The following is a 14509-nucleotide window of genomic DNA, read 5'->3' as shown; positions in this document are numbered from 1 at the left end:
GGTTCCTCCTACTTCTGCTTCGGGTCGAGCGCGTCGCGGACGGCGTCACCGAGCATCACGAACGCCAGCACCGTCACCACGAGGAACCCGGCCGGGAACAGCAGCAGGTGCGGCGCGACCTGGATGTAGTCGCGGGAATCGGCGATCATCACGCCCCAGGACACCACCGGCGAGCGCAGCCCGAGCCCGAGGAACGACAGCGTCGCCTCGGCCCCGATGAACCCGCCGAGCGCGATCGTGGCGTAGACCAGCACCGGCGCCAGGCAGTTCGGCAGCATGTGCCGGAAGATGATCCGCACCGGACCGGCCCCCAGCGCCCGGGCCGCCTTGACGTAGTCCTGCTGCCGCGCCGAGATCGCCGCCGAACGCATGATCCGCATCGCGATCGGCCAGGACAGCACCGAGATCGACAGGATCACCAGCCCGATGATGCGCGTCGGGTCGGGGATGCCGGTCGCCGGGTTCAGCGTGGTCAGGATGACGATCGCGCCGAGCACGAAGGGCAGCCCGAGGAAGATCTCGCTGAACCGGGACAGCAGGTTGTCCAGCCAGCCGCCGAAGTACCCGGCGACCAGCCCGAACAGCGAGCCGATCAGCACGGTGGCCAGGGTCGCCAGCACGCCCACCACGATCGAGGCGCGGGCGCCGTAGATGGTGCGGGCGTAGATGTCGCGGCCCTGGGTGTCGTAGCCGAACCAGGCCTCCGCCGACGGACCCTGCCGGGAGCGCTCCAGCACCTGGTGGTTCGGGTCGATCGAGGTGAACAGCTGCGGGAACAGGGCCATCACCAGCAGCACCAGGATGATCCCCACCGAGACCAGGAACATCGGCCGGCGGCGCAGGTCCCGCCACGCGTCGGACCACAGGCCGCCGCGCCGCTCCTTGCGCGGCGGGGGCGCGGCCTCGGACGTCGGTTCGCCCATCGCCACCGCCGCGCCGTCGGTGGGCTCAACACGGTCAGTCATAGCGGATCCTCGGGTCCAGGACGGCGTAGAGCAGGTCCACGAGCAGGTTCATCAACAAGTACACCAGGACCAGCAACGTCACGATGCCGGTGACCGTGGCGCCTTCCTTGGTCAGGATCGAGTCGTAGATCAGGCCGCCGATGCCGCGGATGTTGAAGATGCCCTCGGTGACGATCGCCCCGCCCATCAGCGCGCCGAGGTCGGTGCCGAGGAACGTGACGACCGGGATCATCGAGTTGCGCAGCAGGTGGACGCCGACCACCCGCTTGGGCTCCAAGCCCTTGGCCGTGGCCGTGCGGATGTAGTCGGCGCGCTTGTTCTCCATCAGGCTGGTCCGGGTCAGCCGCGCCACGTAGGCCATCGACAGGCTGCCCAGCACGAAGCCCGGCACGATCAGCTCGCCCCAGGTGCCCTCGGAGCTGACGCTCGGCCGGATGATGCCGAGCTCGGTGCCCAGCACCACCTGGAGGATGAAGCCGGTGACGAACACCGGCAGCGAAATCAGGAACAGCGTCGACATCAGGACCAGGTTGTCCAGGAACCCGCGGCCGCGCAGGCCGGTCAGGATGCCCGCCAGGATGCCGATGACGGCCTCGATGACCAGCGCGACGATGGCCAGCCGGATGGTGATCGGGTAGGCGTCGGCGAGCAGCGTGCTGATCTCGATCCCGGCGAAGGTCTCGCCGAAGTCGCCGGTGAGCAGCTGCCCGAGGTACTTGAAGTACTGCACGATGACCGGGTCGTCGAGGTTGTACTTGTCGGTCATCTCGGCGATGTAGGCGGGCGGGCAGGCCCGGTCCCCGCAGCGACCGGCGAACGGATCACCGGGCAACGCCCACACCAGGGCGTAGATGATGAACGTGGTCCCGATGAACACCGGGATGAGCTGCAGCAACCGCCGCAGTACATAGCGCCCCACGCGAACCTCCTCCAGGACGCACGCCGGGTCCGGTCCGCGCGCGGACCGGACCCGGGCTCACGCGATCAGGAGACCAGCTTGACGGTCTCGAGGTTGAGCTGCCGGTCGAAGGACACCTGCACGCCTTCGAGGCGTTCGGACCAGCCGACCACGGCGTTCTGGTTCCACAGCGGGATCGACGGCATGTCCTTGGCCAGGACCTTCTCCGCCTCGGCGTAGAGCCGGTTGCCCTCCTCCTCGGTCGGCGCCCGGTCCGCGCGGTCCATCGCCGCGTCGAACTCGGGGCTGGAGTAGCGCATGTAGTTCGACGACGCGCCGGTGCGGTAGATCTTGCCGAGGAAGGTCTCGGCCGCCGGGTAGTCGCCCAGCCAGCCGAAGCGGAACGGCCCCTGGTGGGCGTTCTCCTCGTGCATCTTCAGGAACTCGGCGAAGGTCGGCACCGGGTTGAACACGCAGTCCAGCCCGAGGTTGTTCTTGAACTGGCCGCAGATCGCCTCGATCCACTCCTTGTGCCCGCCGTCGGCGTTGGAGGTGATGGTGATCGGGCCCTGGAAACCGGACTCGTCGAGGAGCTGCTTGGCGCGCTGCGGGTTGAACTCGCAGAACTCACCGCAGGCACCGGGCTCGTAGCCGGGGATGGCGTCGCCGGGCACCCAGCCGTTGGCGGGCGTGTAGGCGCCCTGGAAGATCGTCTCGGTGATCTGCTGCCGGTCGATCGCCATCGACAGCGCGTGCCGCACCCGCACGTCCTGGTACTTCGGGTCGTACAACGGGAGCTGCAGCGCGTTGTTGCTCAGGATGGGCTTGACCATCCCCCGGTCCTGGAGGTCGGCCTTCCACTTGTCCCCGACCAGCGCCGACGGCGGCAGCTGGTTGACGAAGTCGAGGTTGCCCGACACCAGGTCCTGGTAGGCGGTCTCCAGCTCGTTGTAGACGCGGAACTCGACGCCGTTGATCGACGGCTTGTTCTGGCCCGCGTACTGCTCGTAGGTGCTGAGCGTGATGTGCGCGTTCGGCTGGCGGGAGTCGAACTGGAACGGCCCGTTGCCGATCGGGTGCGCCTCGAAGCCCGCCTTGTCGGCGAAGAAGCTCTCCGGCATCGGGGAGAACGCGGTGTAGCCGAGCATGGTCGGGAACGTCGCGAACGGCGCGTTCAGGGTGACCTCGAAGGTCAGGTCGTCGATGACCTTCAGGCCGGACATCTCCTGCGCGGTGGGCGCGGGTGCCTGCGCCGGACCGTTCTCACCGTCCGGGTCGGCCGGGTTGACCTGCTCGTACCCGGCGACGTGCTCGAAGAAGGACGCGCCCGACTGGCCGTTGGGACCGTAGGCGGCGTAGTTCCAGGCGCGCACGAAGCTGTTGGCGGTGACCGGGCTGCCGTCGTGGAAGGTCCAGCCGGGCTTCAGCTTGATGGTGAAGACCGTGTTGTCGGGGCTCTCGATCGACTCGGCCACCGCGTTGTACGGCTCGGATGTCTGCTCGTCGTAGGCCACCAGTCCGGTGAACATCGCGTCGAGCACATCGCCGCCGCCGGTCTCCGTGGTGTTCGCCGGGACCAGCGGGTTCTGCGGCTCGGTGTGGCTGACCGAGACGATCCCGTCCGCGGCGTCGCCGGCCCCTGCTCCGCCGCCGCAGCCGGTGGCGAGCAGGCCCACCGCCAGCGGGGCCGCGATCCACGCGGCCAAGCGTCGTTTACGCATTCCGTCCTCCTGTATGCACGCGCGGCCCCAGCCGAGATTTCCGGGGACACCACGCCCGGCAGTATTCACCGCCGCGACAGATGAGCGTAAACATAAGTGAGAACCCGTTCAGGGCAATGCGATGTCACAAAGCCGTCACTTTCTGGCTCGATCCAGCACGGGTTTCACCCAGTTGGTGGAACGCAACGTCCACATGATGAGAACTAGCTGATAGACAGCGCGATACCGTCCAGAATGTCGTGCTCACTCGCTGTCATCCCCGCGATGTCCGCGCGCTGCGCCAGCTCGTCGGCGAGGACCTTGACGACCAGCGCCCCACCGCCGATCACGTCCACCCGACCGGGGTGCATCGAGCCGATCGCGGCCCGCTGGTCGTGGTCCATTCCCAGCAGATCACGGGCAATGCGCTCGATCTGGCTCCGGGAAATACGGGAAAGATGAATTGCCGTCGGATCGTATTCGGGCAGGTCCTGCGCGATCGCCGACAACGTCGTCACCGTTCCCGCGACCCCGACCCAGGTCCGGGCCGCCGAGGTGTCCACCGCCGCGAAGGCGTCGTCGAGCACCTCGCGGGCCACCGACTCCGCCCCCGCGATCTCCGCCGCGCTCGGCGGGTCGCCGGGCAGGCAGCGCTCGCTCAGGCGCACGCACCCGATGTCGGCCGAGTGCGCGGCCGCGATGTCGGCGCGCACCCCGTCCCAGTCGCCGACCACCACCTCGGTGGAACCGCCGCCGACGTCGGTGACCACGAACGGGCCGTCGGCCGGGTCCAGATCGCCCACCGCGCCGGTGAACGACAGCCGGGCCTCCTCGTCGCCGGTGATCACCTCGGCGTCCACGCCCAGCGTCCGGCGCACCATCTCGAAGAAGTCCTCGCGGTTGGCGGCGTCCCGGGTAGCCGAGGTCGCCACCATCCGGACCGCCTCGACGCCCTTGCGGCGGGCGATCGCGGCGTAGTCGACCAGCGCCGCGCGGGTCCGCTCCAGGGAGTCCTCGGCCAGCCGCCCGGTCGCGTCCACGCCCTTGCCGAGCCGCACGATCCGCATCTCCCGGTGCACGTCCCGCAGGTCGCGGCGGCCGTCGTCGTGCACCGCCACGTCGGCGACCAGCAACCGGATCGAGTTCGTCCCGCAGTCGATCGCCGCGACCCTCGACATGAACCGTCCTCCTCAACGCGTGGAACCCTCGGCTCCACGCTATCGGGCGGGCCGCGCCCACCGCTCACGGCGACGGGCTGAAGTCCTCCGGGACCGTGCAGCGCTCGCCGCCGGCGAGGTGCACCGCCGTGCCGGGCAGGGCCGCGGCGGGGTCCCCGCCCACCGGCTCCGCGCCCGGCCGCAGCGCGAACTCGCCCCGGTTCAGCACCGCCGGGTCGCAGTCCGGGGCGGTGCCCGAGGTGCTGCTGCCGGGCGTGCTCGGCGTGCTGCTGCCCGGGGTGCTGCTGCCCGGGGTGGTGCCCGGGGTGCTGGTGCCCGGGGTGCTGGTGCCGGGCGTGCTCGGGGTGGTCTGGCTGCTCGTGCCGGGCGTGCTGGATTCCGGTGACCCGGGGGTCTCCGAGCTGCTCGGCGGCGCGGTCGTGGGCGGCGTCGTGATCGGCGGGAGCGGTTCCGCGCCGGTGGTCGGCACCTCCAGCGGCGGGAAGCTCGGCGCGGGCGGCTCCGGCAGCGGCACCGGGACCGGGTCCGGGAGCCTGCTGGCCGCGAGCACGTCCTCGTCGGCCCCCGCATCGGCTCCGCGGGCGTCGGCGTCACGCCTTCGGCGTACGCGCGGGCCCAGGCCAGCACGGTGCGCACGTACTCGTCGGAGTGGTTGTAGCGGAAGACGGCCCGGGCGAGTTCCCGCTCATCGCCGAGGTCGGCACCGCCCGAGCAGAGGAAGCGCCCGGCCGCCGCCACCGCGTCGTGCACGTTGTGCGGGCTGCGCGCGCCGTCGTCGTTGCCGTCGGCGCTGAACTTCGCCCAGGTGCCCGGGATGAACTGCATCGGCCCCACGGCGCGGTCCCACACCGGGTCGCCGTCCAGCTCCCCCCGGTCGGTGTCCGGCACGGCGGCCACCCCCGGCCCGCCGGACAGCCGCGGTCCCAGGATCGCCTCCACCGTGGTCCCCTCGGCGTCGAGCCGACCGCCGCGCGCGTGCCCGGATTCGATCCGGCCGATCGAGGCGAGCACCGACCAGTGCAGGCCGCAGCCGGTGCCGGACAGCCCGTCCGCGCCCTCGCGGTAGGCCGCCAGCACCGGCGCCGGGATGCCCAGCGGGCCGTCGGGCACGGCGACCTCCGGCCCGGCCCCGGTGCCGAAGGGCCGCCGCTCGGCGGCCCGGTCGAGCAGCTCGGGGCTCGGCGCGGGTGCGGCGGGCAGCCGTCCGGTGACGCCCACGTCGCGCAGGTCGGGAGCCGCCGGGCGCGGCCGATCCGGCTCCTGCGGCGGAGTCGCCAGGTACGACGCCGAGGCACCGACCAGGGCTCCGGCCAGCACCAGCGTCGGGGTCAGGGCCGTGGCGGCCCACCACCTCCTGGTGCGGTGCCGGACCGGTTCCGGCCGACGCGCGTGCCTGCCCCCATGCCGTCCTCCACGAGCCGTCACTGATCCTCCTGCCGCGTCGAGCGACATCCCCCCTGCTGGACCGTCCGGCGACACGCGCCGCGCTCCCTGGATACACCAGGCGCGCCGGGCGCGCCGGATGGCGGAGCACCGCCATCACTCGGCCGAACGGCTGTCCGAACTCGGCCGATCGGCCGAGAGGGTCGGCCCGCAGGCCGATGTCCCCGGTGTTCCCGCCGACCTACGCTCCGGAACATGACGCTCAATGAGGAGCCCGCCCCCGCCAAGGCGGCACCGCCCACCGAGCCGCCCACCGCGGCGACGCACGCGGTGACCAACCAGCCACCACCGCTGGCCGGTCACGACCCGCTGGCCTCCGACCCGGCGCTGCGCGCGGTGCTGGACCGGCACGGCATCGACGACCTCGGCGACCTCGCCCGCGAAGCGTGGTCGGAGGAGGCGCGCGAGCACGGCAGGCTCGCCAACGAGCACCCACCGGTGCTGCGCACCCACGACCGCTACGGCCACCGCATCGACGAGGTCGAGTTCCACCCCTCGTGGCACTGGCTGATGGAGCGCGCGATCGGCCACGGGTTGCACGCCGCGCCGTGGCTCGGCGGTCCCGGCGCGCACCTGCGCCGCGCCGCCGGCTTCTACCTGTGGTCGCAGGCCGAGGGCGGGCACGGCTGCCCGATCTCGATGACGTACTCGGCGGTCCCCGCGCTGCGCTCCTCGCCCGAGCTGGCCGACCGGTACGTGCCCGCGCTGGCCGCCACCGGTTACGAGCCCGGCCTGCGCGACCCGGCGACCAAGGGCGCGCTGCTCGCGGGCATGTCGATGACCGAGAAGCAGGGCGGCTCGGACGTCCGGGCGAACACCACCGCGGCGCAGCCGCTCGGCGGCGGGGAGTACCGGCTCACCGGGCACAAGTGGTTCACCTCCGCGCCGATGAACGACCTGTTCCTCACCCTGGCCCAAGCGCCGGGCGGGTTGAGCTGCTTCCTCGTCCCCCGGGTGCTGCCCGGCGGCGAGCGCAACGGCATCCGCCTCCAGCGGCTGAAGGACAAGCTCGGGAACAAGTCGAACGCCTCGGCGGAGCTCGAGTACGACGGCGCGGTCGGGCTGCTCCTCGGCGAAGAAGGGCGCGGCGTCCGCTGCATCATCGAGATGGTGTCGCTGACCAGGCTGGACTGCGTGCTGGGTTCGGCGGCGAACATGCGCGCGGCGCTGTCCGAGGCGGCCCACCACGTGCAGCACCGCAGCGCGTTCGGGCAACGGCTGGCCGACGCCCCGCTGATGCGGCAGGTGCTCGCCGACCTGGCGCTGGAATCGGAAGCGGCGACCGCGCTGGCGCTGCGGCTGGCCGAGGCCGTGGACGCCGGGGAGCAGGAGCTGCTGCGGCTCGCGCTCCCGGCGGCGAAGTTCTTCGTCTGCAAGCGCGCGCCCTACGCCGTCGCGGAGTCGATGGAATGCCTGGGCGGCAACGGCTACGTCGAGGAATCGGGCCTGCCCCGGCTCTACCGGGAGTCACCGCTGCTGTCGATCTGGGAGGGGTCGGGCAACGTCACCTCGCTGGACGTGCTCCGCGCCCTCGAACGGCAACCGGCGGCGCGGGAAGCGCTGTTCGCCGAGCTCGACGCGGCGCGCGGCGCGGACACCCGCTACGACGCGGCGGTCTCGGTGCTGCACGGCGAGCTGGACGCCGCCGCACCGGCCCGCGCCCGGCACCTCGCCGAGCGGATCGCGCTCACCCTCCAGGCGTCGCTGCTCCTGCGCCACACCCCGGCGGAGGTCGCGGACGCCTTCACCGCCACCCGCCTCACCACCTCGGGCCGCACCTTCGGCAGCGACCTGATCCCCGGCGATCCCGGCGCCCTGCTGTCCCGCATCACGCCCCGCTGACCGAAGGAGGAACCCACCCCGACCCCGCACCGGACGAACGGAGCTCAGTCACGAAGAACCACCCCCGGCCGCTGATGCTCGATGGCCGTCTGCGGCAATCGGGAGGAGGCCGTCCGCCACTACCGGCGCACCTGCTGCCCGTCCCACGGACCAGCACGCACCCCCCGCGAGTCGACACGCGTCCCCCGGTACCCGTCGCCCGGGTGACGTCGCGAGCCCGAGAACGAACCGCTGCGACCGGAAGGAGAGGTGATCGCTACTCGACCCGCGCGACCGATCGCCGAGCGCGGAGCCGTCGCGCGCGGCTCCGTCCGCCTGACGTGCACCGCGCCGCGCGGCACCCGCACCGCCTGCCCCGAGCCGCTCCGGCACGCCGCTCAGGTGCGGAGGCAGGCACGCAGCTCAGGCGCGGTTGATCAGCGGCCGGTGCTCCGGCCAGCGGTCGGCGATGATCTCCAGGACCTCGTCACCGACCGGGTTGATCCCCGGTCCCGCCGCGAGCGCGTGGCCGACGTGCACGTGCAGGCACTTGACGCGATCGGGCATCCCCCCGGCGCTGACCCGGGTGCCGAGCGACTCCAGGGCGTCGCGCTCGGCGAGGTAGGACTCGTGCGCGTTGCGGTAGCGCTCGGCGAGGTCGGCTTCGTTGTCGAGCCGGTCGGCGAACTCGCGCATCAGGCCCTCGGCCTCCAGCGTGGAGCACACCGCCACCAGGCCCGGCGCGGTCAGGTAGTAGAGGGTGGGGAACGGCGTGCCGTCCTCCAGCCGGGGGTGGGTCTGCACCACGGTCGGTTCTCCGCCGGCGTCGCGGGCCACGATGGCGCGGAGGCCGCGCGGTGGCCTGCCGAGCTGGCGGGCGACGGCCTCCCGATCGTCATCGCCGACCGGCGCGGTCTCCCCGGAGTTCACCCTCACGAATCCTTCCCCACGACCGAATTCCACAACTTCTCGTACCACGGTGCCGAATCGTCCTCCGGTTTTGGGGGCCGCTCCGGCTCCCGCTCCCCCGGCAGATGCACGATGTAGGCCGTCTCACCCGGGCGGACGTAGCCGAGCCTGGCCCGCGCCTCGGCCTCCACGTGGGCCGGGTCGGAGAGCTGCTGCCTGCGCTCCTCGAGGTTCCGCACCTCCTCGGCGAGGCGCTCCTGCTGCTGTTGCTGCTCGGCGAGCTCCGCCCGCTGGCTCAGGTAGGTGCGCAGCGGCACCGCCACGCTGAGCGCCAGGACGCACACCAGCATGGCCAGCGCGGCGGCGCGGCGCGTCGAGGAGAGCTTGAACGCGCCACCGGTGCTGGACCGGGGCCGCGACCGGGCGGTCTGACCGCCCGGTCGCCTGCCCTTCGCACCGGCGCCCCGGCGGGCGCGCTCCGCCCGGCGCGTCGGTTGGCGGGGCTGCTCGCCCTCGCTGCGCCGACGACGCCGATCCGGCGAAGCGCGTCCCACCGGCATGCCTCAGCCCTCCGGGGTGTAGCGGGGGAACGCGAGCTCACCGGCGTAGCGAGCGGCCTCCCCGAGGTTCTCCTCGATGCGCAGGAGCTGGTTGTACTTGGCGACCCGCTCGCTGCGGGCCGGGGCACCGGACTTGATCTGACCGCAGCCGGTGGCGACCGCGAGGTCGGCGATGGTGGTGTCCTCGGTCTCGCCGGAGCGGTGGCTCATCATGCTCTTGTAGCCGCAGGAGGTGGCCAGGTTGACCGCGTCCAAGGTCTCCGAGAGCGTGCCGATCTGGTTGACCTTGACCAGCAGCGCGTTCGCGGCGCCCCGGCTGATGCCGTCCTCCAGCCGCTCCGGGTTGGTGACGAACAGGTCGTCGCCGACGAGCTGCACCTGGCCGCCGATCTGCTCGGTGAGCTGCACCCAGCCGTCCCAGTCGTCCTCCGACAGCGGGTCCTCGATGGAGACCAGCGGGTAGGCGCTGAGCAGCTCGGCGTAGTACTCGGCGAGCTGGGCGGCGCTGCGCTGCGTCTTCTCGAACGAGTAGGAACCGTTCTCGTAGAACTCGGTCGCGGCCACGTCGAGCGCGAGCACGATGTCGCGACCCGGCTTGTACCCGGCCTTCTCGATGGCGGAGGTGATCAGGTCCAGCGCTTCGCGGTTGTTGGCCAGGTCGGGGGCGAACCCGCCCTCGTCGCCGAGGCCGGTGGCCAGGCCCTTGGCCTTGAGCACCGACTTCAGCGCCTGGTACGTCTCGGCGCCCCAGCGCAGCGCCTCGGAGAACGACTCCGCACCGATCGGCGCGATCATGAACTCCTGGATGTCCACGCCGGTGTCGGCGTGCGCACCGCCGTTGAGGATGTTCATCATCGGCACCGGCAGCACGTGCGCGTTCGGTCCGCCGACGTAGCGGAACAGCTCCAGCCCGGAGGTCTCGGCCGCCGCCTTGGCCACCGCGAGCGACACGCCGAGCACGGCGTTGGCGCCGAGCCGGGACTTGTCCGGCGTACCGTCCAGGTCCACCAGCTTCTGGTCGACGACCCGCTGCTCGGTGGCGTCGGTGCCCGCGAGCTCCGGACCGATCTCGTCGAGGACGGCCGCGACAGCGTTCTCCACGCCCTTGCCGCCGTAGCGGGCCGCGTCACCGTCGCGCAGTTCGACGGCCTCGTGCTCGCCGGTCGAAGCGCCGGAGGGGACCGCCGCCCGGCTCAGGGTGCCGTCCTCCAGTGCCACTTCGACCTCGACGGTGGGGTTCCCGCGGGAGTCCAGGACCTCGCGGGCGCCGACCTGCTCGATGATCGCCACGTGTGCTCCTAACCAGCATTTGAACTACGGACGTTGCGCACCGCCCCGGCGTTCCCGCACGCGACGGGACAAGCCCGACGACCGGGTACGAGCCTAACGGGACCCGCGGAACGGCTCACGCAGACTCGCGCGGTCACCGGACGTGGCCGGGGAGGTGCGGGCCCACACCATCCGGTCGGACCCTCGAAGAGCGCGCGGATGGCACGTAACGTGGGAGGTGCGATGACGACTGACGCAACCTTGGAAGCGTTCCGGCGGGCGGAGGACTTGGTCGCCCGGCGGAGGCCGTGGGAAGCGCTCCGGGCCCTCGAGCCCGTGCTCGACATCGCGGAGGACAAGCCCAGCGTCCAGCTCCTGCTCGGGCGCGCCTACTTCTTCTCCGCGCAGCTCCGGCGGGCGGAGAACGCCTTCCTCCGCGTCCTGGACGCCGATCCCACCGATCACTACGCACGGCTGGTCCTCGGCCGCACCCTCCAGCGGCAAGGACGGATCAAAGAGGCCCGGGCCCAGATCAAGATGGCCGCCACCATGTACCCGGACCCGGCCTACCAGGAAGCCCTGGGCGAGATCAACGCCTACCTGGCCACGCACCCGGAAGCAAGCTGACACCGACGCCGCTGGAGCTCGACGCGGCCCCGGACCACCGGCGAGCCCGTGCCGCGGGCCGACCCGGACGAGCTCCACCACCGCCGGACCCGAGCGACCCCCACGGACGCTCCGGCCCGGTGCGACGCCCTGCCACCGCCGAAAGTCCTCAGGTGAGGGGCAACCCCGCCCCAGTTGCCCGGACAAGGGTGCCCCTCACCTCGACGAACACACCCGGACAGGGCAGCACGCTCGCACCCGGACCGGCTCCATCACCCGAAAGGGTTATGAGTGAGGGGCACCTTCATCCGGCTATGTCGGATAAAGGTGCCCCTCACCTGCTCCTGCCGCACCCGATCGCTGGTTCGGCGCACCGCGGGGCGGGTCATTCCCGGAGGCCGCGGTTGCCCGCTTCGGCGTAGCTCTCGGCCAGGGCGAACACCTTCTGCCCGTACTCGACGGAGTTGTTGTACGACATCACCCCGGCCCACCAGCCCACGCCGGTGGTCATGTCCCGCCCCCCGGCGCAGAGGTAGCGGGCGGCGGCGATGGCGGCGTCGTCGAGGTTCTGCGGATCGCCGATCCCGTCGCCGCTGCCGTCGCTGGCCCACTTGCGCCAGGTGCCGGGGATGAACTGCATGGGCCCGACGGCGCGGTCGTAGGTGGTGTCGCCGTCGAGGACGCCGCCGTCGGTGTCGTGGATGGCGCGCACCCCGGGGCGGCCGTCGAGGGGGATGCCGATGATCGGTTCGGAGGGCACCGCGTCCTCGGTGAGGGTGCGGTGGGCGTAGCGGCCGTGATCGGACTCGACGCGGCCGATGCCGGCGAGGGTGGCCCAGGAGACGCGGCAGCCGGGTTGGTGCTCGCGCATGGCGAGGTCGGCGTGGGCGTAGGAGACGACCGCGCGGGCCGGGATGTCGACGACGGCGGCGACCTCGTCGGCCCAAGCGCGCAGCGGGTCGGGCTCGGGTCCGGGTGCGGCGAGCTGTTCGGGGGGTTCTTCGACGGGCGGCGCGATGGATCCCGGGGACACCGGCGCCCGTTCGAGCACCGGTTCGGGCGGCGGTCCGGCGATCGGGGCCCGCGGCGGCGCGCTGAGGTGGCCGGTCAGGCCCACACCACCGGCCACGGCCGCCAGCAGCCCGGCGGCGACGGCCAGCCGGCCGACCGCGGCCAGCGCGGTCGAAGTGGGCGAGATCACCGGAACAGGCTACTCGGGGAGATCGCCGGTGAACACCTACTCGACGGCCACCGTCTTGCTGGTGCGGCCGAAGTGGTCGGCGAAGTCGAGGACTTCCTGCACGTAGGAGCGGCTCTCGTTGTACTCGAGCAGCGAGGCCCAGAAGTCCTCGGGATCGCGCAGGTCGGCGCCTTCGGAGCAGACGTAGTGCGCGGCGGCGAGGGCCGCGTCGTCGATGTCGTGCGGATCGGCGACGCCGTCGCCGTCGCCGTCGACCGCCCACTTCTGCCAGGTCGTCGGGATGAACTGGAGCGGCCCCACGGCGCGGTCGAAGACGGTGTCGCCGTCGAGTTCACCGCCGTCGGTGTCCTCGATCCGCTTGACCCCCTCGCTGCCGTCCAGCGGCAGCCCGATGATGTCCTGGCTCGGCCGTCCGGTGATGTCGAGCTTGGCGCCGCCGTGGCGGCCGTGGCTGGACTCGACGGCGCCGATCCCGGCGAGCACCGTCCAGCTCAGCCCGCAGCTCGGGTCGGTCCGCTCCAGGGTGCGCTGGGTGAACCCGTAGGCCTGGAGCGCGGCGCGGGGGATGTTGAGCTCGTCGGCCAGCGCTTCGGACCACGCGGTGAGTTGCCGCTGCGGGCGGTCCTCGGGGGCCAACACCGGGCCGCCGGTGGCGAGCAGCTCCACGACGGGCGGGGCGATCCCGGGGTCGGGCGGGGCGGTGGCGGTGGGCAGTTCCAGCGGGACGATGGGGTCCTCCGGGGGCGGCCCGGAACAGGCCACGAGACCGGTGACCGCGGCGAGCGCGGGCACCCAGTGCAACCAGGATCGACGCCGCACGGCCATCCCTCCCCCTTCGACACGCTCGTCACCGTCCACGCGGGGTTGTCCGCGACGCGCTCGGCAGCGACCGCCGCACCGGTCGGGCGCGCGGTCAGCCCAGTGTGGGTCACGCCTCCGACCGCGTTCCGGCCGGGTGGGGCGAATCGGACAACAACGACCGCCACTCGTCGGCGGTGAGCCGCTGCGGATCGCGGCCGGTTTCCCGGGCCCGGCCTTCGGCGGACCGGATGCGCTCGGCGACGTCGAGCGCCACCGCGCGCAACTGGTCCTCCGGATCGTCCCCGGCGATGCGGGCCGCGGCGGCGATGCCGAACAGCTCGGCGCCGGGGGTCCCGCCGCTGGGCAGCACGTCGGCGGGGATGCCCGCCCGCTGCGCGCGCTGCACCAGCTTGGCGGCCAGCGCCGCCGCGGGCTGACCCAGCGCGACACCGTCCACGATGGACTCGCGCTGCTTCTCGCGCTGCTTGAGCTCCTCCCACCGGGCGTGCTGGGACTCGGCGTCGAGCAGCGCCCCGTCCTCGGCGAAGACGTTCGGGTGCCGGGACACCAGCTTGCCGACGAGTTCGGCGGCGACCACGTCGATGCCGAACGGGTCGGTCGGGTCCTCGGCGGCGACCCGGGCGTGGAACAGCACCTGCAGCAGCACGTCGCCGAGTTCCTCGCGCAGCGCCGCCCGGTCGCGCTGCTGGATCGCGTCGAGCAGCTCGTAGGTCTCCTCCACGAGGTACTTCCGCAGCGTGTCGTGGTCCTGCGCCGCGTCCCACGGGCAGCCGCCGGGCGAGCGCAGCCGGTCCATCACGGTGACCGCGTCGAGGAGTTCGGCGCCGGGCGGGGCGGGCGCGGCGATCAGCGGCGCACCGGCGGCGCGCAGCAGCGCGGCCTCCTCGGCGTCGGGTTCGCCGACGACGACCACGACGGGTTCGCGGGCGGCGGCGGCGCGCAGGTCGTCGAGCGGCGGCAGGTCGGTGGCGCCCAGCTCGGTCCGGGCGGCGGCGGACAGCCCGGTCCCGGCGTGCACGGCGGTCGCGGTCCGCAGCACCGGGACCGCGGCGGCGGGGAGCACCTCGCCGAGCCGGTCGTCGACGACCACGACGGCACAGCCGTCCACCGCGCGGAGCTCAGCGTTCATGTCCCCAT

Annotated in this window: 14 protein-coding genes; 2 read left to right on the top strand and 12 right to left on the bottom strand. The window is 72.4% G+C overall.

From position 1 onward, the window contains the following. Window positions 1-8: 8 nt before the first annotated feature. The 6 genes from ACQP0T_RS04055 to ACQP0T_RS04030 form a co-directional block, all read right to left on the bottom strand. Complete coding sequence (locus ACQP0T_RS04055) at window positions 9-965, bottom strand: ABC transporter permease (protein WP_433871366.1); 957 nt, start codon at window positions 963-965, stop codon at window positions 9-11. Next, on the bottom strand, window positions 958-1884 hold the full coding sequence (locus ACQP0T_RS04050) for an ABC transporter permease (RefSeq protein ID WP_345355957.1): 927 nt from the start codon (window positions 1882-1884) through the stop codon (window positions 958-960). The genes ACQP0T_RS04055 and ACQP0T_RS04050 overlap by 8 nt, the downstream gene beginning before the upstream one ends. A 65-nt stretch (window positions 1885-1949) precedes the next feature. Next, window positions 1950-3584 carry a peptide ABC transporter substrate-binding protein gene (locus ACQP0T_RS04045; RefSeq protein ID WP_433871365.1) on the bottom strand — a complete coding sequence of 545 codons (1635 nt, stop codon included), beginning with the start codon at window positions 3582-3584 and terminating at the stop codon, window positions 1950-1952. 203 nt (window positions 3585-3787) lie between these two features. After that, complete coding sequence (locus ACQP0T_RS04040; RefSeq protein ID WP_433871364.1) at window positions 3788-4741, bottom strand: exopolyphosphatase; 954 nt, start codon at window positions 4739-4741, stop codon at window positions 3788-3790. A 64-nt stretch (window positions 4742-4805) separates the two neighbouring features. After that, the gene (locus ACQP0T_RS04035) at window positions 4806-4949 is read right to left on the bottom strand and encodes a hypothetical protein (RefSeq protein WP_433871363.1); all 144 of its coding nucleotides are present in this window, start codon (window positions 4947-4949) and stop codon (window positions 4806-4808) included. Then, the gene (locus tag ACQP0T_RS04030) at window positions 4943-6166 is read right to left on the bottom strand and encodes a lytic transglycosylase domain-containing protein (protein ID WP_433871362.1); all 1224 of its coding nucleotides are present in this window, start codon (window positions 6164-6166) and stop codon (window positions 4943-4945) included. Before ACQP0T_RS04030 ends, ACQP0T_RS04035 begins: the two co-directional genes overlap by 7 nt. Window positions 6167-6379: 213 nt before the next feature. Between ACQP0T_RS04030 and ACQP0T_RS04025 the strand changes: the two genes are divergently transcribed. Beyond that, window positions 6380-8026, top strand: coding sequence for an acyl-CoA dehydrogenase family protein (locus tag ACQP0T_RS04025; RefSeq protein WP_433871361.1), 1647 nt, complete (start codon window positions 6380-6382; stop codon window positions 8024-8026). Window positions 8027-8428: 402 nt separating this feature from the next. On the opposite strand, the gene ACQP0T_RS04020 is transcribed toward ACQP0T_RS04025, so the two are convergent. From ACQP0T_RS04020 to eno, 3 genes are read right to left on the bottom strand one after another with little or no spacing between them, the layout of a single operon-like run. Further along, window positions 8429-8935, bottom strand: coding sequence for a DUF501 domain-containing protein (locus ACQP0T_RS04020; RefSeq protein ID WP_433871360.1), 507 nt, complete (start codon window positions 8933-8935; stop codon window positions 8429-8431). A gap of 2 nt (window positions 8936-8937) precedes the next feature. Next, on the bottom strand, window positions 8938-9474 hold the full coding sequence (locus ACQP0T_RS04015; RefSeq protein ID WP_433871359.1) for an FtsB family cell division protein: 537 nt from the start codon (window positions 9472-9474) through the stop codon (window positions 8938-8940). Between the two features lie 3 nt (window positions 9475-9477). After that, window positions 9478-10764 carry a phosphopyruvate hydratase gene (gene eno, locus ACQP0T_RS04010; RefSeq protein WP_433871358.1) on the bottom strand — a complete coding sequence of 429 codons (1287 nt, stop codon included), beginning with the start codon at window positions 10762-10764 and terminating at the stop codon, window positions 9478-9480. Window positions 10765-10986: 222 nt separating this feature from the next. Here eno and ACQP0T_RS04005 point away from each other — a divergent pair, with 222 nt between their 5' ends. After that, window positions 10987-11370, top strand: a complete 384-nt coding sequence (locus ACQP0T_RS04005) for a tetratricopeptide repeat protein (RefSeq protein ID WP_433871357.1) — start codon at window positions 10987-10989, stop codon at window positions 11368-11370. Between the two features lie 364 nt (window positions 11371-11734). On the opposite strand, the gene ACQP0T_RS04000 is transcribed toward ACQP0T_RS04005, so the two are convergent. The 3 genes from ACQP0T_RS04000 to ACQP0T_RS03990 all read right to left on the bottom strand — a co-directional run bounded on the left by ACQP0T_RS04000 (window position 11735) and on the right by ACQP0T_RS03990 (window position 14501). Continuing rightward, window positions 11735-12550: a lytic murein transglycosylase gene (locus ACQP0T_RS04000; protein WP_433871356.1), complete on the bottom strand. Its 816-nt coding sequence runs from the start codon at window positions 12548-12550 to the stop codon at window positions 11735-11737. 36 nt (window positions 12551-12586) lie between these two features. Continuing rightward, a complete protein-coding gene (locus tag ACQP0T_RS03995) occupies window positions 12587-13375 on the bottom strand; it encodes a lytic murein transglycosylase (protein ID WP_433871355.1) in 789 nt (262 codons plus the stop codon). 103 nt (window positions 13376-13478) lie between these two features. Further along, on the bottom strand, window positions 13479-14501 hold the full coding sequence (locus ACQP0T_RS03990) for a MazG family protein (protein WP_433871354.1): 1023 nt from the start codon (window positions 14499-14501) through the stop codon (window positions 13479-13481). Window positions 14502-14509: the final 8 nt, after the last annotated feature.

This window comes from Saccharopolyspora sp. CA-218241 (genome assembly GCF_050954615.1).
GTDB classification, from domain to species: domain Bacteria; phylum Actinomycetota; class Actinomycetes; order Mycobacteriales; family Pseudonocardiaceae; genus Saccharopolyspora; species Saccharopolyspora cebuensis.
Note: the sequence above shows the minus strand (reverse complement) of the source record. Positions and strands in the feature narration are given on the sequence as shown.

Excerpts from the sequence above, each read along its gene's own strand:
- ACQP0T_RS03990 (WP_433871354.1), bottom strand. The coding sequence starts at position 14,501 with ATGAACGCTGAGCTCCGCGCGGTGGACGGCTGTGCCGTCGTGGTCGTC.
- ACQP0T_RS04055 (WP_433871366.1), bottom strand. The coding sequence starts at position 965 with ATGACTGACCGTGTTGAGCCCACCGACGGCGCGGCGGTGGCGATGGGC.
- ACQP0T_RS03995 (WP_433871355.1), bottom strand. The coding sequence starts at position 13,375 with ATGGCCGTGCGGCGTCGATCCTGGTTGCACTGGGTGCCCGCGCTCGCC.
- ACQP0T_RS04005 (WP_433871357.1), top strand. The coding sequence starts at position 10,987 with ATGACGACTGACGCAACCTTGGAAGCGTTCCGGCGGGCGGAGGACTTG.
- ACQP0T_RS04040 (WP_433871364.1), bottom strand. The coding sequence starts at position 4,741 with ATGTCGAGGGTCGCGGCGATCGACTGCGGGACGAACTCGATCCGGTTG.
- ACQP0T_RS04025 (WP_433871361.1), top strand. The coding sequence starts at position 6,380 with ATGACGCTCAATGAGGAGCCCGCCCCCGCCAAGGCGGCACCGCCCACC.
- ACQP0T_RS04045 (WP_433871365.1), bottom strand. The coding sequence starts at position 3,584 with ATGCGTAAACGACGCTTGGCCGCGTGGATCGCGGCCCCGCTGGCGGTG.
- ACQP0T_RS04015 (WP_433871359.1), bottom strand. The coding sequence starts at position 9,474 with ATGCCGGTGGGACGCGCTTCGCCGGATCGGCGTCGTCGGCGCAGCGAG.